The 19,291-nt window shown below is 70.2% G+C and carries 14 protein-coding genes and 1 pseudogene; 3 read left to right on the top strand and 12 right to left on the bottom strand.

What is annotated here, in order from left to right; genetic code table 11:
• Window positions 1-106: 106 nt before the first annotated feature.
• Window positions 107-1,012, bottom strand: coding sequence for an NADP-dependent oxidoreductase (locus tag E1211_RS05930; protein ID WP_132346193.1), 906 nt, complete (start codon window positions 1,010-1,012; stop codon window positions 107-109).
• Between the two features lie 131 nt (window positions 1,013-1,143).
• Between E1211_RS05930 and E1211_RS05925 the strand changes: the two genes are divergently transcribed.
• Both E1211_RS05925 and E1211_RS05920 read left to right on the top strand, forming a co-directional pair.
• Window positions 1,144-1,515 carry a MerR family transcriptional regulator gene (locus tag E1211_RS05925; protein ID WP_132346191.1) on the top strand — a complete coding sequence of 124 codons (372 nt, stop codon included), beginning with the start codon at window positions 1,144-1,146 and terminating at the stop codon, window positions 1,513-1,515.
• 326 nt (window positions 1,516-1,841) lie between these two features.
• The gene (locus tag E1211_RS05920) at window positions 1,842-3,041 is read left to right on the top strand and encodes a low temperature requirement protein A (protein WP_132346189.1); all 1,200 of its coding nucleotides are present in this window, start codon (window positions 1,842-1,844) and stop codon (window positions 3,039-3,041) included.
• A 21-nt stretch (window positions 3,042-3,062) separates the two neighbouring features.
• On the opposite strand, the gene E1211_RS05915 is transcribed toward E1211_RS05920, so the two are convergent.
• A complete protein-coding gene (locus tag E1211_RS05915) occupies window positions 3,063-3,554 on the bottom strand; it encodes a MarR family winged helix-turn-helix transcriptional regulator (protein ID WP_132346187.1) in 492 nt (163 codons plus the stop codon).
• Window positions 3,555-3,593: 39 nt separating this feature from the next.
• On the opposite strand from E1211_RS05915, the gene E1211_RS05910 reads away from it, so the two are divergent.
• Window positions 3,594-4,220: a disulfide bond formation protein DsbA gene (locus E1211_RS05910; RefSeq protein ID WP_132346185.1), complete on the top strand. Its 627-nt coding sequence runs from the start codon at window positions 3,594-3,596 to the stop codon at window positions 4,218-4,220.
• A 98-nt stretch (window positions 4,221-4,318) separates the two neighbouring features.
• On the opposite strand, the gene E1211_RS05905 is transcribed toward E1211_RS05910, so the two are convergent.
• The 10 genes and pseudogenes from E1211_RS05905 to E1211_RS05860 form a co-directional block, all read right to left on the bottom strand.
• Window positions 4,319-5,548, bottom strand: coding sequence for an asparaginase (locus E1211_RS05905; protein ID WP_207915264.1), 1,230 nt, complete (start codon window positions 5,546-5,548; stop codon window positions 4,319-4,321).
• 266 nt (window positions 5,549-5,814) lie between these two features.
• Window positions 5,815-5,976, bottom strand: a pseudogene (locus E1211_RS05900) (GNAT family N-acetyltransferase); the annotation flags it as partial.
• 6 nt (window positions 5,977-5,982) lie between these two features.
• Entirely contained in the window at window positions 5,983-7,701 is a 1,719-nt protein-coding gene (argS, locus tag E1211_RS05895) for an arginine--tRNA ligase (RefSeq protein WP_132346209.1), read from the bottom strand.
• Window positions 7,702-7,953: 252 nt separating this feature from the next.
• Window positions 7,954-8,916: a TIGR03619 family F420-dependent LLM class oxidoreductase gene (locus E1211_RS05890; RefSeq protein WP_132346180.1), complete on the bottom strand. Its 963-nt coding sequence runs from the start codon at window positions 8,914-8,916 to the stop codon at window positions 7,954-7,956.
• A gap of 398 nt (window positions 8,917-9,314) precedes the next feature.
• Window positions 9,315-13,199 (bottom strand): phosphodiester glycosidase family protein, encoded by a 3,885-nt coding sequence (locus E1211_RS05885; protein WP_132346178.1) that lies wholly within the window; start codon window positions 13,197-13,199, stop codon window positions 9,315-9,317.
• 217 nt (window positions 13,200-13,416) lie between these two features.
• Window positions 13,417-15,051, bottom strand: coding sequence for an ABC transporter permease (locus E1211_RS05880; protein ID WP_207915262.1), 1,635 nt, complete (start codon window positions 15,049-15,051; stop codon window positions 13,417-13,419).
• Window positions 15,048-15,938, bottom strand: coding sequence for an ABC transporter ATP-binding protein (locus E1211_RS05875; RefSeq protein ID WP_207915260.1), 891 nt, complete (start codon window positions 15,936-15,938; stop codon window positions 15,048-15,050). The genes E1211_RS05880 and E1211_RS05875 overlap by 4 nt, the downstream gene beginning before the upstream one ends.
• A 173-nt stretch (window positions 15,939-16,111) precedes the next feature.
• Complete coding sequence (locus E1211_RS05870) at window positions 16,112-16,681, bottom strand: DM13 domain-containing protein (RefSeq protein ID WP_132346176.1); 570 nt, start codon at window positions 16,679-16,681, stop codon at window positions 16,112-16,114.
• A 168-nt stretch (window positions 16,682-16,849) separates the two neighbouring features.
• The gene (locus E1211_RS05865) at window positions 16,850-18,031 is read right to left on the bottom strand and encodes a beta-propeller fold lactonase family protein (protein WP_132346174.1); all 1,182 of its coding nucleotides are present in this window, start codon (window positions 18,029-18,031) and stop codon (window positions 16,850-16,852) included.
• Window positions 18,032-18,117: 86 nt separating this feature from the next.
• Complete coding sequence (locus E1211_RS05860) at window positions 18,118-19,281, bottom strand: hypothetical protein (RefSeq protein WP_207915259.1); 1,164 nt, start codon at window positions 19,279-19,281, stop codon at window positions 18,118-18,120.
• Window positions 19,282-19,291: the final 10 nt, after the last annotated feature.

Below are 19,291 nucleotides of genomic sequence, written 5' to 3'. Positions count from 1 at the left end.
ATAAGAGACAGGGGGTGGGGGACGCGCTCGGCGGAGAGCGTCGATGAGATGCGGGCGTCCGGGCTTCCCGCGGTCTCGGCCGCAGGAAGCCCGCGACGGGACGGGCTCAGATACGCACCACAATCTTTCCCCGCGTGTGTCCGCGCTCGGCGTATGCGTGCGCTTCCGCGATCCGTTCGAGCGGGTAGGTCCGCTCGATGCGCGGTGTGTAGCGGCCTTGCCGGCCGAGTTCGGCTGCTTCGGCGAGGAGCGTGGAGTCGTTCTCCGCGTTGGCCAGGTGCACACCCAGGCGGCGCGCGTTCGGGTAGTCGGCGACCGTCGAGACGCGGGCAGGGTCGCCCACGATCGCGATGAGGTCGACCAGGGATCCGGAGGCGGCGGTGTCGAGCGCGATATCGACGCCGTCCGGCGCCAGGGTGGCGAGGCGTTCCGCGAGCCCAGTGCCATAGGTGGTGGGAAGAGCCCCGAGAGAGGTGAGGAACTCGTGGTTGCGCTCGCTGGCCGTCCCGATCACGGTGGCGCCCCGAGCCACCGCGATCTCGACCGCGGCACTGCCCACGCCCCCGGCGGCGCCCTCGATGAGGAGGGTGCGTCCTCGCAGCGGACCGAGCGCCTTCAGTCCGCCCAGCGCGGTCACGGATGCCAGACCGGCGCCGGCGGCCTCCTCGTCGGTCCAGGTGGTGGGTACGGGCGCCCAGGCTGAGAGTACGGCCAACTCCGCCGTCGCACCGGTGACGCCGCCCAGGCCGAAGACCCGTTCGCCGATATTCACCCCCCGCACACCCGCACCGGTCTCGTCGATCACGCCGACGGCCTCGCGGCCAGGAATCGCGGGCAGGTCCACGGGAAGCACCTCGCGCACCGCACCGGACCGCACCTTCCAGTCGACGGGGTTGACGCCGGCCGCCGCGACACGGATGCGGATCTCGCCGGGCCCGGGATGTGGCTCCGGCACCTGCTCGACCACGAGGGCCTCCACACCGCCGTACTCGTGATATCGGACTGCGCGCATGACGTTTTACCTTTCCACCCGGCCTGAAGGCCGGTCGTGTGAGTGGTCGGCGAACGCCGACGCCACTACGCTAGAACCTGACGCTGACGTCAGCTGCAAGTCGGGCGGGTTGTCCGAAAAGGGGAGGACCGGTGCGTATCGGTGAGGTCGCCGACAAGGCCGGAGTAAGCGTCCGGGCGCTGCGCTACTACGAGGAGCAGGACTTGCTCCCGGCGCGGCGCAGCCCCGGTGGCCAGCGGTATTACCCCGATTCCGCCGTCTCCCGAGTACGGCTGATCCAACAGTTGTATGCCGCAGGACTCCCGAGCAGAGTGGTCCGCGAGGTGCTGCCGTGCGTGGACTCGAATGAGGCGCAAGCGCCCCCGGCGCTCCTGGAGCAGCTGGTGGCCGAGCGCGTCCGCATCGACCAGCGGATCACCGACCTGCTCGCGGTGCGCGACCGGCTCGACGGCGTGATCGCCATCTCGCAAAACCCTGGTTCCGACTGCTCTCACCTGCAGTGAAGGCTGCTGCCGCCACGACTTCAGGCGTTGTCGGCGGTTGAGTGCCCACCCGAGGGTGGGGAAGGCTTCGTGGCGGCCGTCGTGTGTCTTCCCGCGGATGCGCAGGGGCGGGACGAGGGCACGTGGCCGATCCACCCGAGTCACGCATAGCACGTCGGTCAGCCGGCGGTCGCCCGGTTCGCGGAACACGACGCTGAGGCGGCGTCGGTCGTCAGGCCCCTTCAGGTCATCGGCGGGTGCATCTTTCCCGTGGGCGGCGCGGCGACGTGGTACGACTGCTTCAGCGACAAGCCGACGACGCGGACGGGCCGGTGACGACGAACAGAGTGGCCAATCTGCTGCGCAAGCGTGAGAGTCCGCAGCGGCCCACCTTCCTGGAACTGTTCTTCGATCTGGTGTACGTATTCGCGCTCACTCGAATCGTGCACGAGTTGGTGCTGGACTACACCAGGGGCCACGTCGCCGAGACGTTGAGCACTTCCCTGTCGGAGAACGGCGAGACCCTGCTCCTGCTGCTGGCCCTCTGGTCGATCTGGACCCAGACGGCGTGGACGACCAGCAGATTCGACCCGTTCCAGCCGGCGATCCAGGTCGTTGTCGTCGCGACGATGCTCGGGAGTCTGTTCCTGGCGGTCGCGATATCCGGGGCACTCGCCGAGACCGGCATGCTCTTCGCGGGCACGTACGTCGCGATCCAGGTGGGCCGCACCCTCTTCTTCGTACTCACCATTCGGGGTCACGACCTGCGCCGCGTCAACACGCTGGCGCTCGTCTGGTTCGGCGCGTCGGCCGTACCGTGGCTCGTCGGCGCCTTCGCGCCAGAGCTGACGCGAAACTTGCTGTGGTTGCTGGCCCTGGCCATCGACTACCTGGGGGCCAGACTCGGCTGGCCGGTGCCGGGGCTGGGTCGCTCGCAGATGTCCCCGTGGGCCGTCGCGGGCGAGCACCTCGCCGAACGTTACTGGCAGCTCGTCATCGTCGCGCTCGGTGAGACGATCCTGACCTCCGGATCGAGTCTCCTGCACGGTCCGATCGTGGCTGAGCGAACACTGGCCCTTACCTTGTCATTCTTCACCACGGTGTTGCTGTGGCGGATCTACTTCTACCGAGCCGGCCAGATCCTGGGCGAGGCCATCGCGGCATCCGCCAATCCCGGCCGGCTCGGTCGGTCGGCCGAGTTCTCTCACCTGCTCATGGTTACCGGCATCCTCGCCACCTCGGCCGGTTCCGAACTCCTCCTCATGGACCCATCCGGACACGCCAAGCCCGCCTGGGTCAGTGCCATCCTCGGCGGACCCGCGCTCTACCTCGCCGGGCGCTCAGTATTCGAGTATGTGGCTTTCGCCCGCGTGTCCCTGCCACGGCCGATCGGGATTCTCGTCCTCGTGGCCATATCGCCGCTGATGGTCGGTCACCCGCCGCTCGGGACCGCCGCAGCCGCTGCCGTGGTCCTGCTCGGCGTCGCCGTCTCGGACGCGATCCGAGCCCACGGATGCCCGCTGGAGCAGGCCTCGCCGCCACGATGACGGTGTCCGGGCCGTGGGGACTCAGGGAGCCACGGCTCGGGCCAAGGTCGCGAGTAGGCGCTCGAGCGCGCTGCGGTCGCTGCCGCTGAGGCCGCGAAGTATGGCCGCTTCGTTGGCGAGATGCTTCTCGATGAGCTGGTCGGTCAACGTGACTCCGGCGGCTGTCAACCCGACGACTCTGCCCCGGGCGTCGGCTTCGGAGACCGAGCGTGACACGAGACCTCGGGTGATCAGCCGATCCACCCGCTTGGTCACCGCGCCGGTGGTGACCAGCATTCGTTGGCTCAACTGACCCGCGGTGAGCGTGTACGGCTCGCCCTCTCGGCGCAGGGCCGCGAGCACGTCGAACTCACCGTTGCCGAGGTCCGCCGCGGCGAACGTCGGTCGTAGCGCCGTGTCGAGCGCTTCGGCCAGCTGCTGGATCCGACCGATGATCAGCAACGGGCTGGAGTCGAGGTCCGGTCGCTCACGACGCCACTGACCAACGATCTCGGTGATGCGGTCCTCGTTCACGATTGCATCTTACCTTCCATGGAAGGTAAATTGGCTTCCATGGAATATAACTTCGGGGAGGGGTCGGCCCCGGTGGTCACGGCCTACGTTGACCCCTCGTGCCCGTTCGCCTGGATCACCTCGCGCTGGCTCATGGAGGTGGCTCGGCTGCGTCCGATCGCGCTGCGGTTCGAGGTGATGAGCCTCGCGGTGATCAACGAGCATCGCGACCTGGAACCCTGGTACCGCGAATTCAACGACCGGGCCTGGGGGCCGGCGCGGGTGTGCGCGGCAACGGTCGCACAACACGGCGCCGCTGCCCTCGCACGTCTCTACCCGGCGCTCGGCCGTCGGATCCACGACGAGAAGAACAAGGACTTCGACGTCGTCGTCCCGGCGGCCCTGGCCGAGGCGGACCTTCCCGCCGAGCTGGCCGAGGCCGCTCACCGAGGCGATGTCGACCAGCAGATGCGCGCGAGCACCGCCCGCGCCCGACGACTCGTCGGGGAGGACCTCGGCACCCCGACGGTCCTCGTCGACGACGTGGCCTTCTTCGGCCCCGTGCTGACCTCGATCCCCCGCGGCGAAGAGGCGCTGCGCCTCTTCGACGGCGCCCGCCTGCTCGCAGGCTGCCGGGCGTTCACCGAACTGAAGCGCGCCCGGACCGAAGACCTCAGCTTCGCGTAGCCCCGTCCTGGCGACCGGGCGGCGCTCTCTCCACCGGACGGCCGTCCTCGCGCGGCTCGGGTGGCCGGGCGGGACCACGGCCCGGCCACCCGAGGTGATCAGTTGTCGCCCCTGCCCTTCGGCGTGGTGTCCCATTCGGGATTGCCGAGGGTGGTCACCCACTCCCGGACCTTGCCGGTGTCGGTGGGGGAGAAGGCGAGGCTGAGCAGGAGCAGCAGCCGGGCCTTCTGCGGCAGCAGGTCGTCGCCGGCGACTATGGGGAGGCTGCCGCTTCCCCCGTACGTGGAGCCGGAGCCGGTGCGCGACGCGGTCACGAACACCACGCCCGATCGGGCGGCGGCGGTCCGGGCGCTGCTCTGCGCGGAGGAGAGACCGCCGGCTCCCGTACCCGCCGTGACGATGCCCTTGACTCCGGCTGCCGCGAAGGCGGTGATGGCCTCGCCGCCGGCCTGCTGGTAGCCGTAGACCACTTCGACCCGGGGCAGCGCGGTCGGCGGGATCTGGGACAGGTCGAACGGCGTCCGCCAGCGCTTCTTGCTGTCACAGTCGTCCACTCGCGCCGGCGCCCGACCGACCTTGATGTCCGGCCCGTCGATCCAGCCGAGCACGCCGAGCTCGCGGGACTGGAAGGTGTCCATCCGGTGGGTGCTCGTCTTGGTGACGTCCCTGGCGGCGTGGAACTCGTCGCCGAGCATGAGCACCGCGCCGTAGCAGTACGTGGACTGGCTCGCCGCCAGGACGATCGAGTTGTAGAGGTTCGCCGGGCCGTCAGCCCCGATGACCTGCGGACCGTCCGGCGTCCCCGCGGCCCACGGACGCATCGCCCCGGTGAGCACGACCGGCTTCTGACTCTGCACGGTCAGGTCGAGCCAGTACGCGAACTCCTCCATCGTGTCCGTGCCGCTGGTGACCACGACGCCGTCCGAGCTCCGCAGCGCCGACTCCACGGCGAGCGTCAGCGCGTGGAACTCGGCCATGCTGTATCCGCCCGAGCCCTTGTTGCCGAACTGCACCGTGGTCACCTCGGCGACCTCGCCGATCTCGGGCTGCAACTGGCCGACCATGTCGCCGATCGGGATCCGGCCGGACTGGTAGCTGGTGAAGCTGCTCCGCGAGGTGGCGACGCCCGAGATCGTGCCGCCGGTCCCGATCACGGTGACCTTCGGCCTCTTGGTCTTCACGGCCGCGACGGCCTGGGTGTACGCCACGCTGCGGATGCCTTCCGGCCCGGTCACCCGGAGCGCGTGGTCGAGCGGAGCGTCCGCCGGCGGCGGAGGCTGCGCCGTGACGGCGAGGACGACGGCGGCGGCGACTGCCGCGGTGATCACCGGTGTCAGGATGGCGCCGAGGCGACGGGGAGAGATGGTCGGTCTGTCTTGCAGACTGGGCAAGTTGACCTCCGCGATAGCCGGGAAGCGCGATCTCTGCTGCGCGCCTATCGTCGGTCTTACAGGTCGACCCCCGTCTATCGCTACCTCTACTGCGCCGTCGCGCGCAGCGAGAGGGTGGTTCGGACGCCTATGTCCGGTGTGGACCCGCCGTGGATGTGGGCCTCGGCGCCCCGTGGTGAGCTGCCCTGTCGGTCGCCCGCGAGGGACGGGTTCAGCACCTGGTAGACAGCGTGGTCCTGCCACCGGCCGGCGATGTTGAGGTACCCCGGCGCCACGCCGAACTCCACGAACCCGTTGCGCTCCAGCACCCGCCGCGATCCGACGTTGTGCAGCAGGGTCTCCGCCCGCACCCGGTGCAGCCCCAGCCGTGATCACATCCGTTCCGGGGTTCGAATGCCGAGCAGGTAGAGCCCCTGTTGGAGCACCCGGGCGGTCAGGTCGCAGAGCACCAGACGGCTCTCCCGTACCGGTCCGTCGGCCCGCAGCACGGGACACCGCTCGTAGAACGTGCTGAACGTGGCGGCGAGCCGGTACAGATACCCGGCGAGGTGGTGAAACTCCAGGTTCACCGCCACCGCGCCGACCACCCCGGCGAAGCCGACCAACTCGAAGGCGAGTGCCCGCTCCGCGGGCTCGGCCAGCGAGATCCCCGCGTCCGGCTGAGCCGCCACCCCGGCCCGCCGGAAGATCGACCGGATCCGCGAGTACGCGTACTGCAGGTAGGGCGCCGTGTTGCCGTCCAGCGACAGCATCCGCTCCCAGTCGAGCACGTAGTCCCTGTTCCGGTCACTGGACAGGTCCGCGTACTTGACCGCGCCGATGCCGACCGCCCGGCCCACCTCGGCCGCCTCGACCTCGCCCAGCTCCGGGTTCCGCTCCCGGGCCAGTGCGGTGGCCCGGGCGATCGCCTCCTCCAGTAACCCCACCAGCTTCACCGACCCGCCGGCCCGGCTACGCAGCATCCGTCCGTCCGACCCGAGGATCGAACCGAACCCGACGTGCTCGGCCCGGGCCGGCGGGCCCAGCCATCCGGCCTGCCCGGCGGCGGCGTACACCATCTCGAAGTGCTGCCGCTGCGGTAGCCCGACCACGTAGAGCAGGCGGGTCGCGCCCAGCGTGCCGGTCCGGTGCCGGATCGCCGCCAGGTCGGTCGCCGGGTAGCCGTACCCGCCATCGGACTTCCGCACGATCAACGGCAGCGACGCGCCGTCCCGTCCGACGAAGCCCGGCGGGAACACGCAGGCCGCCCCCGCGCTCTCCCGCAGCAGCCCGAGCCGGTCCAGCTCCTCGACCACCGGGCCGAGCAGGTCGTTGTAGCTGCTCTCACCGTGGAAATCCCGTTCGGTGAGGGTCACGTCGAGCAGGTCGTACACGGTCAGGAAGTACCGCTCGGACTGCTCCACCAGCAACCGCCACAGCCGCAGGGTCGCCTCGTCGCCGCCCTGCAACGCCACCACCCGCCGCCGGGACCGTTCCCGGAACGCCTCGTCGACGTCGAACTTGGCCCGAGCCGCCTTGTAGAACGAGTCCAGGTCACCCATCGACAGCTCCTGCGCCGCCCCGGGCTCGCCCGGGTCGACCAGGTGCTCGATCAGCATGCCGAAGGGTGTGCCCCAGTCGCCCAGGTGGTTGGCTCGCAGCACCCGGTGCCCCAGCCACTCCAACAGCCGGGCCGCCGCGTCGCCGATCACCGTCGACCGCAGGTGCCCGACGTGCATCTCCTTCGCCACGTTCGGCGCCGAGTAGTCGACCACGACGGTCTCCGGCGCGGCGGCCACCGGCACCCCCAGCCGCGCGCTGGTGGCCAGCGCGGAGACCATCCCGGCCAAGGCGTCGTCGGCGACGGTCAGGTTGAGAAAGCCCGGGCCGGAGAGCTCCACCACGCTGCACAGGTCGGCCAACTCGGCGTGCCGCAGCACCTCGGTGGCGACGGCGCGCGGCGGCCGGCCGACCTGCCGAGCCAGTGCCAGCGCCGCGTCGGACTGGAAGTCAGCCCGCTGGGAGCGCCGCACGACCGGGTCCACCGGCTCGCCCGCCACCGTCGCGAACGCCGGCGCCAGCCGGTCGGTCAGAAGTTTCTCCAGATCCATGGGTACGCCGATCTCGCTCGGATCCGCAGCGCGGATCACCGAATGGGATGCGGGCGGACCGAGGACGATCGACGATGACCGGCGGCTCGATCCGCCGGTCGTGGAGCAGGTTGCTCAGCGCAGGCGGTCGCGGGACCGCCGGCGTCGCAGCGCGCCGAACAGGACGTCAGGGGACGCCGCCGGGAACACGCGCGAGCTGGTCATGCCGCCAGCTAACCGCACGGGCGGCGGCCGCGCAACGCCGTTTGGTCCTCAGGGCGCGAGGACGCCGAGGCGGTCGGCCTCCTGGATCACCTCACCGAGCAGTCCGAGCCATTCGTCCACGTCGGCGGCCTTGAGGCCGACGTCGAGCCCGAGGCCCTGGCCGGCGGCGAGGTATACCTGGGTGGCGCCAGTCTCGCGGGCGGCCATCAGGTCCTCGGCGATCTGCCGGGGCGATCCGCCGAGGAAGGGCCGGCCGTCCCCGATCGGCTCCCGGGTGACCGGGGTCGGCCAGGCCGCCTGGTTGACCACCTGGAGATCCCTGGGGTCGCGGCCCGCCTCCCGGGCGGCCTCATGGAACGCGGACACGACGCCGCGCAGTTCCTGCGCCGAGGAGGTGAGCGGGAGCAGGCCGTCGGAGATCCGGGCGGCGCGCTTGATGGCGGCCGGCGACGTCGCGGCCAGCAGCACCGGAATGTGCGCTTGGACCGGCTTGGGATTCACCTGCGACGGCGTGATCTTGTAGAACTCGCCTTCATGCTGGACCGGATCCGGACCCCACGAGGTGCGCATCGCGGCGATGAACTCCTCCGTGCGGACGCCCTTGCGTCTGCTCGACACGTTCGCCGTCTCGAACTCGTGGTGCTGCCAGCCCTGTCCCATGCCGGCGATGACCCGGCCGCCGCTGAACTGGTCCAGGGTGGCGAGCCGGCGGGCGAGCATCACGGGTACGTGCATCGGCGCCAGCAGGACCGCGGTGCCCAGCTTGATCCGCTCGGTCTCGGCGGCGACATAGCTGAGTGTCTCCAGCGGCTCGTACGTCGACCCGTAGAACTCCGGCACCGTCTGGGGTTCGCCCCCCGTCCAGAGCACGACCTTCTCCAGCGGGCGGAGCAGGCGCTCGAACGTCCACAGGGCGGCGTAGCCGAGCCGTTCGGCCTCCTTGGCGACCTTGACGATCGTCTCCGGCGAGGTCTCCGGCCCGGCGGTGGGCAGCGCGAGACCGATTTCCATGGGTCCTCCAACAGGCGGAATTGATGATCGGATCAATGGGGGGCTCCGGCCGCGGCTGCCCGAGTCATGACTCCGGACGGGGCCGGAACACCTCTGCCTGTTCTCCACGGTCACACCAGCTGAACTGATCGACCACGCCGATCCGGCCGAGAACCCCTGCAATCACGACATTCGTATCCGTCGCTTGAGCGTTGACTCACCACGTTGCGCGAGCGGTGGGTCCGCCGGCGGAGACGAGCGCGGGTGACCGTTGCCGGAGCGTGGGCCGTCCGCCGACATCGCCGGTGTCATACCCGATCGGTGTTGCACCGCCAGAAAACGGTCGGGCTCGGGGCAGCAGCATGTGCCACCCCGAGCCCGGTGCCGGCTCGCCGGCCTGTTGTGGCCCGCTTCCCGAGCTACTCGACCCAGGGCAGGCCGGTCAGGCTCGGGTACCAGGCCGGACCGTCACCACCCCAGCTCCATTGGGGCTTGGTGCTCGTCCCGGCCAGCGCGACCGAGTCGCGGCGCTCGGCGGTGTTCGACCGGAAGACCAGAGACGCCGTCGAGGTCACGTTCGGTCGCGTCGGGATGAACCGTACGGAGACGACACAGGTGCCGCCCGGCGCGATCGTGCGGCCCGAGCACATGTCACGGTCGACCCGGAACACGCTGCGCGCCTCCTTGCCCGCTCCTTCGATGTCGGTCGAGTAGATCCGTAGCGGCTGGTCGCCGGTGTTGGTCACCGTGACCTTCCGAGTTTGCCCGAGCGTGCCCACCGGCTGGGCGGTGAAGACCGGGGTCTCCGCGGAGAACTTCGGCCCGGCCGGGGCCGGCGGTCCGACCTGGATGGTCTTCGAGGTGGCGATCGGCGCGAGCGAAGCGCTGTCGGTGTACTGCCGCATCGAGTCATTCGTCACGGTGACCGTCACCGACCCGCGGCGCAGTGCCGTCAGCGTCCGTGTCTGCGGGTCGAGGATCGCGACCTTGCCGGCACGGCGGGCATCCGCGATGGCTGCGTCGCCGCTGCCGATCGCGAGGCTCGACGATCCGCTCCAGTGCACGGACATCGGGTACTGCAGAGGCACCACCCGGGTTCCGGTAGACACCCCCTGAGGCTGGACGATGCTGCCGCTGAGCTGCGCCGTCTTGTTCAGGTCGAGCACCTCCGGCGCGTTCAGCGTGATCGACTGCGCGAAGGCGCGCACGTCCGCCTCCAGCCACTGCTGGTCCGCGTTGCGGCGGCTGTTCACCGACCAGTTCACCCAGCCGGTGAAGCCGCCCCGGTCCGGCGTGCCGTACGGGTCCTTGCCCGACGACGGCAGGACGACGTACGGGACGCCTTCCACACGGTGGACGTTGACGACCTGGGCGTGGGAGCCGAACATCACGGCGCCCTTGCCGGAGTCGTCACGGAACTCGGTGAGCAGCTTCTCCACGAGCTGCACCTCGGCGCGGTCACCGAGCTGGCTGGCCCTCGTCTCGGCCGGATCGTCCACCGGGTGGTGGGCGGCTACGACGACGTTGCGCACCGACGGGTCGCCCTTGGCGTCGTCGAGCGCCTTCTGCATCATCGGCAGCTGATCCCAGGCCGTGCCGCGGAGCGTGCCCAGCGAGCTGGCCAGCAGGATGAACCGGGTGCCCTTGTGGTCGAACGTCCGGTACGGCTGTCCGAACTCGGCCTTGAATGCCGACAGATCCGACTGGGTGTTGTTGAGCCCGTACGACTCGTGGTTGCCCGGAACGTAGTAGCAGGGCAACTTCCCGGTGCGCGGGTCGGGCGTGCTGTTCTCGGCCGGCTCCTGACCGACCGGAATCAGATCGCACCCCGCATCGGTCAGCACCTGCCGGGCCAACGCGAGATCCTGCGGCAGGCCGCGGTCGGTGATGTCACCGTTGAGGATCACCAGGTCCGGCTTTGTCTGGCGGATCCGCTGCAGGGCGGCCGTCGCGACCTGGGTCAGGTTCGGGTTGTCCGCGGTGAACTGCACATCCGACAGCGATGCGAAGTTCCAGGTGCCGGCGCCGTGCTCCAACGAGCCGTCGGCCGACACGAGCCGGTCCGGTTGCAGCGCGGGCTGCTCCGGAAGCTCGACCGAGGTCGGGACGTCGGCCTCGATCCGGTTGAGGACGAACGTGCCCGCACGCTGCTGAGGCACGCTGGTGTTGATTCCCTGGAAGCTCGAGATCGAGATGGGGAACGCGGTGCCGGCGGGCAGCGTGAACGTGGCGTACTGCCAGTCGTCGCTGGCCACCAGCGCGGTCCCGTAGACGCCCGTGCCCTTGCCGTTGGCGTCCGAGTAACCCAGGTAGGTCAATCCGTTCGGTACCGCGATGCTCGACTTGATCCTTAGCCGTACGCGCAGCGGCTGACCCGGCACCGCCACCCGGTTGGCGGCGGAGGTCGCGGCGATCCCGACGTTGCGCATCGCGGTGAAGTCGATCCGCAGGCCGTCAGGGTCCTTCGAGAACGTGGTCGCCGCAGTGCTGTTGTTGCGCCACCGGGCGAGCACGTCGTCGCTGAAGTCATATGCCGACACGGTCTGCACACCGACGGTGATCGGCAACTGCACCGACCTGCCCGAGACGGAGATGGTCAGGATCGTGCCGGCGGCCTTCAGCGGGGTGACCTTCAGTCTGCCGGCGGACGGCTGGACGTCGACGACGCTGTGGTCGTAGTCCAGCGTGAGGTCGGTCGGGTCGATCGGCGCGGTGTAGCCCTGGTCGTCCCGGCCGGTGACGCTCACCGTGGCCGCGGCTTCGGGCGTCGTGTCGGCGATGGAGAGGCGACCGGCCGACAGCTCCACGCTGTCGAGCTTGCCGAGCACATCGACCTTCACCATGGCGCCGGTGCGCCCGACGCCGGCGGTGACCGCGACCGGACCGGACGTGCGCGACGGGGCCTGCAGCATGCCGGACTTCACGGACGCGCCGGTGGCGTGCCAGCGGATCGACTTCGGATTCACCGCGACGGGCGTCTCGTGGTTGTCGAGGCCCTGGGCGACCAGAGCACGGTGCAGCCCCGGGAAGACCTTCACGCCGCCGTCGCCGGACGTCCCGCCCTCGGCCGGTTCGATCACCAGCTGGTGAAGCTTGCCGTCACCCGGCGCGACGAATACGCCGACGCCGTTCGGGTCGTTGCGCTCGTGGCCGTCGGACGGCGCATTGCGTACGGTCGCCTCGGTTGCGCCCAGGGCGCGGGCGACCATCGTGGTGGAGCCGCCGCCGTCGAGGTTGACCGCCGTCTCGACACCGAGGGCGGCGAGGTCGCGGGCCTCCTTGTCGATGCCGACGCCGCCCTTCCCGGTGCCGCCCGGACCATCCCAGGTCGCGAGGATCAGGGTACGGCCACCGTCCTTGAAGCCGAGCGCGGTGCGCGGGGCGATCGAGGTGTCGAGCCCGGGGGAGACCTTGCCACCGGAGACGATCGTTCCGCCGTTGCCGAGCGCGAACTTCATCGTCTTGGCCACGTCGTTCGCCAGCGAGTAGGTCAACGTGACCGGGTCGCCCGGGTGCAGGGCGCGCAACGCCGTAGCCGCAGCGTCACGACCGACGAGCACGAAACCCTCGTCCGGGATCGGGCCCGAACCGGCCGGCCCGTTCGGCGCCACGGAGACCACCTTGCCGCCGGAGACGACGACCTCGGCGATCCGGCTGGCGTCGACTCCGCTGAGACCACGGTTACGGCTGTAGGTTCCCCACGCGGACGTGAACGCGATCAGGCCGTCGGCGGGTACGCCGCCGCCGTTGGCGGCATTGATCGACAGCACCTTGTGGTCCGCGCCGGCGAAGTTCGCGGTCGAGTCGACCGCGAGGTCGACGAGCTGGGCGATGCCGTCCTGGCTGACGCCGACGTGCTGACGCCCACCGATGTCCGCCGTCTTGATCAGTTGGCCGTTCTGGATCTCTCCACCGAGCGCCGCGTTGCTGTTGCCGATGTCGAAGAACTCACCGTTGACACCGGCCACGGCGCCCGCGTCGTTGGCCGCGACACTCAACGGGCCACCCGACGCGACCGGGCCGGAGGTCAACAGGTCCGTGCTGACCGCGTGGTTCGACAGGTCCACGGTCAGGAACTGCGCGTCGTACCAACCACTCTGGTCGAGTGCCTTGACGTGCTGCAGACCGATACCCGGACCGATCTTCTCATTCGTGTTGACCAGCGGAATTCCGCCGGTGACGGGTGCGTCCGGCTGACGCGGGTGGGCTTCCGCGGCCGCCGGAGACGCCATCAGCGTGACCGCTGCGGCGAGTACGCCGACCAGTGGTGTGACTCGCCTGGCGGTGGGGACTTTCGATCTCACTGAATTCCTTAACTCGGAGGGGCAGCGGGCGATGACACGCCACGCTCCGCCCCGCAGGTCCCGGGGACCGCGCAACCCTAATGATCTTGACCGAATCCCAGGTGAATCGGCCTTGACCAGGCATTGAATGCCGAGCAGGGAGTGTGTGCCCCGCTCCCGTAGCGACAAGTTCGCCCACGGTCTCGGCGACGTCTCCGGCGGACATCACCCGCGGTACTCACCCGCGCAGGTCACGCCGTCGATAGCCGACCGCCCCGAGCAGGGCGAACGCGGCCGCCGTGGCCAGCATGGCCGCCGCCGCGGGCAGGTTCGGGGGCAGGTCCGGGACGGGCGCGAGGTGCGAGAACGGGGACAGCCGGCCGACCCACGGCGACGCGCCCGCGCTGTCGGCGAGGACGTGGAGGAGGAAACCTCCGGCTGCCGGCAGCGCGCCTACGAGCGTGACGGCACGGGGCACCCAGCCCAGCGCGAGCACCGCCGCACCCAGACAGAGCAGCGCGATCGGCAGTACGTTGACGGCGCCCGCGAGGGCCGCGTCGAACCTCAGCGGAGCGTCGACGGCGGCGCAACCCACCCAGGTGAGAAAGCCGGCGATGACGGCGAGCAGGAGGACTCCGACACCGGTGACCGCGACCTCGGCGACCAGCAGCCGAACCCGGGTGACCGGCTGGGCGTAGAGCAGCGTCAGGCGCTGTTCGGTCTCGTCCGCGGCGGTCGCGGCGATGCGGACCGCGGCGAAGACGCCAACCGGGATCGCGAGCAACGCGAACAGCGCGCCCACGTATCCCTCGACCGACCCGAGGCCCGCGAACCCGGCCTGGGCGGCGAGGTCGGCGAAGCGCTGATTTTCGGCGAGGAACGCGGTCATCGACCCGGCGAGCAGGCCGATGAGCAGGTAGTAGGCGCCGACGCCGGCCGCCCAGCCGAGCAGCGGTCGCGCGAGACGTCGGGCGGCGAAGCCCGGCACCGACCCCAGGAACCACACGCGAGGCGTACGCCCCGCCGGGGGAACCAGCCAGCCACCGCGTACGTCCCGATGCCCGGCGGCGACCAGCGCGGCGAAGACCAGCACAACGGTGGTGGCCGCGAGGACGGTCAGCGGCAGGATGCGGTTCGCCGCGTACGGTTGGGTCAGCGTGGCCAGTCCGAACGGCGACAACCAGCGCAGCCAGCCGAGCGTATCCACCCCGTCGCCGACCATCCGTGCGAGCAGCCCCGCGCCGAGCAGCGCGACCGCGGCACCGGTGGCCGCCCCGCGGCTCGCGAAGAGTTGCGCGGTGAGGGTACCGGCGGCGGCGAAGTGGACCCCGATCAGGGCGAGGCACACGCCATGCAGCACGGCGCCCGCAACCGCGGTTCCTGCGGCGAGGAGCGCGATCGCGGTCGCGAGTCCGGCTGCCAGGAGCGCGGCGGCCAGCACGGCAGTGTGCCGGGCCACGATCGACGTGACCGTCAGCCGGCCGGCGGCCAGCAGATCCCACCGTCCGGCGTCCTCCTCGCCGCGGGTGACCCGGGTGGCGGTGAGCAGCCCCCAGACGCCCAGCAGCACTCCCAACACCGTGCCGGTACGCCAGACCGTGAACCCACCGGGATCGTCCAGGGCGACCGGGTCACCGAACAGGGTGCGGATGGCCGGGTTCTCGGCCAGCGCCGCGAGCGCGGCGGCGTCGAGCGTGTCACCGACGCTGCTCGTGTAGGTCGCGACGACCATCGTGGACATCCCCGCGGTCACCGCGGTGACGATCAGCGCGCCCCGCCGGACCTGGCGCCACACCAACCCGAGCACCGCCTGCCCGCCTTCGTGGCTGGCGAGGCGTAGCTGGTGCCCGGCGCCGGCGTCGACGGCGATCACCGGGACTCCTGCGTGTAGTAGTCGAGGAAGATCTCCTCAAGCGTCGGCTCGTTGATCCGTACCGCGTCGACCTGCGCGTCGGCGAGAGCCCGTAGCGCCGGAGCCGGCGGTCCGGCCAGGGTGAACCGCAGCCGCGCGGGACCGTCGTGCGTGACGGCGTCGACGCCCGGCACCGCGCTCAGGTCCGGCGTCGCCCCGGTGAAGCTGACCTCGACCTGGCTGCGATGCAGCCGGCGCAGCTGCGCGACCGAGGCGACCTCGACCAGGCGGCCGGCGCGCAGGATCGCCACCTGATCACACACCGCCTCGACCTCCGCCAGCTGATGGGAACTGAGGAAGACCGTCTGGCCGCGCTCGCGGGCCTGGGCCACCGCGACCTGGAACTCGCGTTCCATCAGCGGATCCAGTCCACTCGTCGGTTCGTCGAGCACGAGCAGGGGAGCGCGGGTCGCGAACGCGGCGATCAGAGCCACCTTCTGCCGGTTCCCGGTGGAGTACGCCCGTCCCGGCTTGGACAGGTCCACGGCGAACCGGTCCACCAACTCGTCCCGGTAGGCCCGGTCGACCCCCGACCCGACCCGCCCCAGCAGCTCGAGTATCTCGGCACCGGTCAGTGCGGGCCAGAGCGTGACATCGGCGGGCACGTAGGCGAGCGATCGGTGTGCGGCGGCGACGTCCGCCGCGTCGGTGTCGAAGATCCAGGCCCGACCGGCGCTCGGGCGGGCCAGCCCGAGCAGCAAGCGGATCGTCGTGGACTTACCCGCGCCGTTGGGGCCGAGGAAGCCGAAAACCTGCCCGGCCGGCACGGTCAGATCCAGCCCGTCCAGCGCCTGGACGCGGCCGTAGTTCTTGGTGAGAGCGGCGGTGCGGATGGCGGCGACAGCCACGAGAATCCCCCTGGTCAGCGACGGACGCGACAGCCGACCAGACTTCCCGGCACACCGGAGTCGAGCGTACGCGCCGGACCCGGGCGCTGGAAAGAGCGACGGCAGGGGAGCCGTACCGGGACGGCCCACAGCGACGCCAACCGCGGGGCGCACCGTGGGTTTGCGTGGCCGGATCAGGTGGCTCTCAGGTCGGCGGCGCCGAAGGAGACGCTGAAGCGCTTGCACCAGATCGAGACGCTCCGGAACTCCAGGGGGTCCACGGAGGCAGGGAGGTCGTACACCTGGTCGCCGCGGTTGCCCTTGAGGCGAGCCACCTCGATCCATCTGCCGTCGTCGAACACCCGCCAGCCGGCCGTTCCAGTTCTCACCGGCTGGTCGGTCAGCCAGACCCGTAGGTCCGGCCCGTTGGACGTCTCGAGGTCGCGGAGGACGAGCTGGTGCCGCCCGTCGGCGAGCCGGACGATCTCCGCGTTGCCGGTCGTCTCGTGCTCGTGGGTGATGAAGTCACCGGCGGACACGATCCGATTCGCGGGCGGCGTCGTGGCGGCGGGGCTGGACGCGGCGTCCGCAGGCACGGACCCGGTCGGCGCGGAAGTCCTCTCGACGACCGGTAGCGCCTCGTCGACGCGAGTGTCGGTGAACAGTTTCCACGGCTGGAACCAGAAGAGTCCGACAGCAGCGATCATCACGACCACGACCACGCTCGCCCAGATCAGCGGTGACCGTACGCTCTTCGTCCACACCCCTGCCAGGGTACGGTCCGCCGGTCCGCCGGATCGGCAACCATGCATTTCAAGACCCTTACGGCCGCTCCACCGCCCACACTGGGCGCGGCGGCCGCAGGCGGCATACTTCACGCACAAGCGCCGGCCCCGGTCACTCAGCGACCGGGGCCGGCGGTGGACCGGGGGTCAGGAGGCGGCGATGCCTTCCATCCCGATGCCGTTCTCGAACTTCGGCAGCCCCGTCACCTCGGTGACGAGCTTGAGGGAGCCGTCCTTGCCGACCTCGTAGCCCTGCACGTTGCCGGCGGCGGCGTTCTGGACGTAGAGGAAACCGTCGCTGGTCGTCATGTCGATCGAGCCACCGCCGGTGTCGGCGGCGACGGCCTTGACGAGGACGAGTTTGCCGTCGTCGTCGACCTTGTAGGAGCTGATGGTGGAGCTTCCCGCGTTGGCGACGAAGAAGAAGTCGCCAACGCGCTGGATCCAGCACGGCGCCTGCTGACCGTTGGGCACCGACGGTCCGATCTGGTCGAGCTCGCCGTCGGACTCCAACGCGAACCTGCTGAGCTCGTTGCTGCCGGACTCGGTGACCAGCAGCGTGTCCTCGGTGTCGAAGGTGAACCCGAAGGGGGTGTTGCCCGCGTCGCTGATCACCGGGTGTCGGGACAGTTCGCCGCCGCGGCCGATCTCGTAGCTGAACATCACGTTGGCGGCCTTGGTGCTCACCAGCACGAAGTCGCCCTCCGGGTCGATCTCGACCTGGGCGGGGGCGGTCATGAAGGCGGGCGGGTTGCCGTTGTGCAGCCCGAGGGACCGATGGGCGCCCTCGATCGGCGACAACCGGTCCTTGTGCAGGCGGAAGCCCTGCACGGAGCCTTCGCCGCCGGCGTTGAGCACGTAGACCAGGTTGCCGCGAACCGCGACGCTGACCGGCAGCAGGCCGTGCGACCAGATCACCTGGAGCCGGTCGAGCTTGGTGCCGTCGGCCCGGAACACCGTCAGGGTGTTGCTGCCGGCATTGACCGCGAACAGCAGCCCGTCGTGGAAGGTCAACGACCCTTGCGACGCCAGCGCGTCGCCCGGAGCGCCGATGGTGAACCCACCGAGTCCACCCGTCTCGAACTCACCCGCCGGGGAGAGGCGGCCGTCGTCGTCCCGGTCGTAGACCTTGATCGTGTTGCCCTCCGCCTTGTTCGTCTGGACGAACACGGCACCGTCGTCGCCGTCCTCGTGGTGCTCTCCGTGGCCACCACGGTCGTCGTGCCGGTACTCCGGCCCTCCGCCGTCGGCGAGAGCGAGCCCCGGGAGGGCCCCGACTCCGGTCAGCCCGGCGAGGAGCACCGCGGTGGCGAGCGTTTTGCGCTTCATGATCTACCTTTCGGTCGCCGTAGACGCAAACGAGAAGAAGACTCCTGTTCGCAGGCTATGGCCACGCAACGCGCAGTTCGATCGGTTTACCCGAAAGGAGGATATTGGCGATATCTAAGATGTTTCCTGTCATTCATCGGCACCCTGTGTGCTTCGCGCACCCGTTGTGAGTGCGGGACAAACCCTCCCAGCCGCAGGTTCGTCTCGGTCACCACATCGGTGAGATCCCGGTACGGCTCGTCCCACGGGTCCTTCAGCCCGAAGCCCCGCTGGGGGTTCTCGACCCAGCTGCACCAGTGCCAGCCCAGGCACCACGGCCGCTCGGCGAAGGCACCGGCGGAGGCGGCGTAGGCCAGACCGCGTTCGCGCTGGGTGCGGAAGGAGCCGGTACGACGCGGACTCATCACCGTCGGACACCAGTTGCCGGTGTCGGCGATGAGGACCGGCCTGCCGGTCCGTTCGTGCCACCGGTCGACCACGTCCAGGGCCGCCTCCAGACGCCCCGGTTCCGGTCCGGGAAACACCTGTACCGAGAGGACGTCGACGTACGGCGCCATGGCGTCGAGCACCGGCTCGGGCACTCCGACGCGGGTGCCGTAGCGATCGCCCAGGATCAGGTGGTGCGGGTCGTGCCGCCGGATCGCCTCGCCGGCGATCCGGTAGTACGCCTCGGCGATGGCCCCCAGCTCTCCCGCCGGGTAGCCGGCGCCGGTCGGGTGCCGGTCCCAGCAGGGGACGTCAACCAGGAAGTAGCCGAGCAGGTTCGGGTCGTCGGGGCGGCAGAGCGTACGGGCCAGGTGGTCGCACCACTGCGCGAACGCGGGCTCCCGCGGATCGCGGTACGCCGGCACACCGTTCCAGTGCTCGATCTCGGCGACGCGCAGCGACAGCGTGTACGGCACACCCGTGCCGGCGAGATCGTCGGGGGAGAGGCCCTCCGAGTGACCCAGGTCGACGGCCCGCCCCTCGGTGGCCAGCCCACTACCGCTGACGTACTCGGCGGTCCAGCCCACGGTGTTGAAGCCCCACGCCGTCATCTCCGGGATCAGGCCCTCGCGGAGCCACCGTCGACGCGAGCCGCCGTACCGGGCCCGGTAGATGCCGATGTTGTGGGGATAGCGCAGGTTGGTGTCGTCGGCGTGCACGATCCCGATGGAGCGGAACGGCTCGCCGGAAGGGGTACGCAGCCGCCAGCCGTCATGGTGTTCGACGGTGAAGGCGGGCACGGCGCTGGTCATCGCCTGGGTCACTTCCTCGGTG

The organism is Micromonospora sp. 15K316, from assembly GCF_004348525.1.
GTDB lineage: Bacteria > Actinomycetota > Actinomycetes > Mycobacteriales > Micromonosporaceae > Micromonospora.
Note: the sequence above shows the minus strand (reverse complement) of the source record. Positions and strands in the feature narration are given on the sequence as shown.

What these genes read in the sequence shown, in the direction of transcription:
- E1211_RS05930 (WP_132346193.1), bottom strand. Translation starts at nt 1,012, where the DNA reads ATGCGCGCAGTCCGATATCACGAGTACGGCGGTGTGGAGGCCCTCGTG.
- E1211_RS05910 (WP_132346185.1), top strand. Translation starts at nt 3,594, where the DNA reads ATGGAATATAACTTCGGGGAGGGGTCGGCCCCGGTGGTCACGGCCTAC.
- argS (WP_132346209.1), bottom strand. Translation starts at nt 7,701, where the DNA reads ATGGATCTGGAGAAACTTCTGACCGACCGGCTGGCGCCGGCGTTCGCG.
- E1211_RS05890 (WP_132346180.1), bottom strand. Translation starts at nt 8,916, where the DNA reads ATGGAAATCGGTCTCGCGCTGCCCACCGCCGGGCCGGAGACCTCGCCG.
- E1211_RS05865 (WP_132346174.1), bottom strand. Translation starts at nt 18,031, where the DNA reads ATGAAGCGCAAAACGCTCGCCACCGCGGTGCTCCTCGCCGGGCTGACC.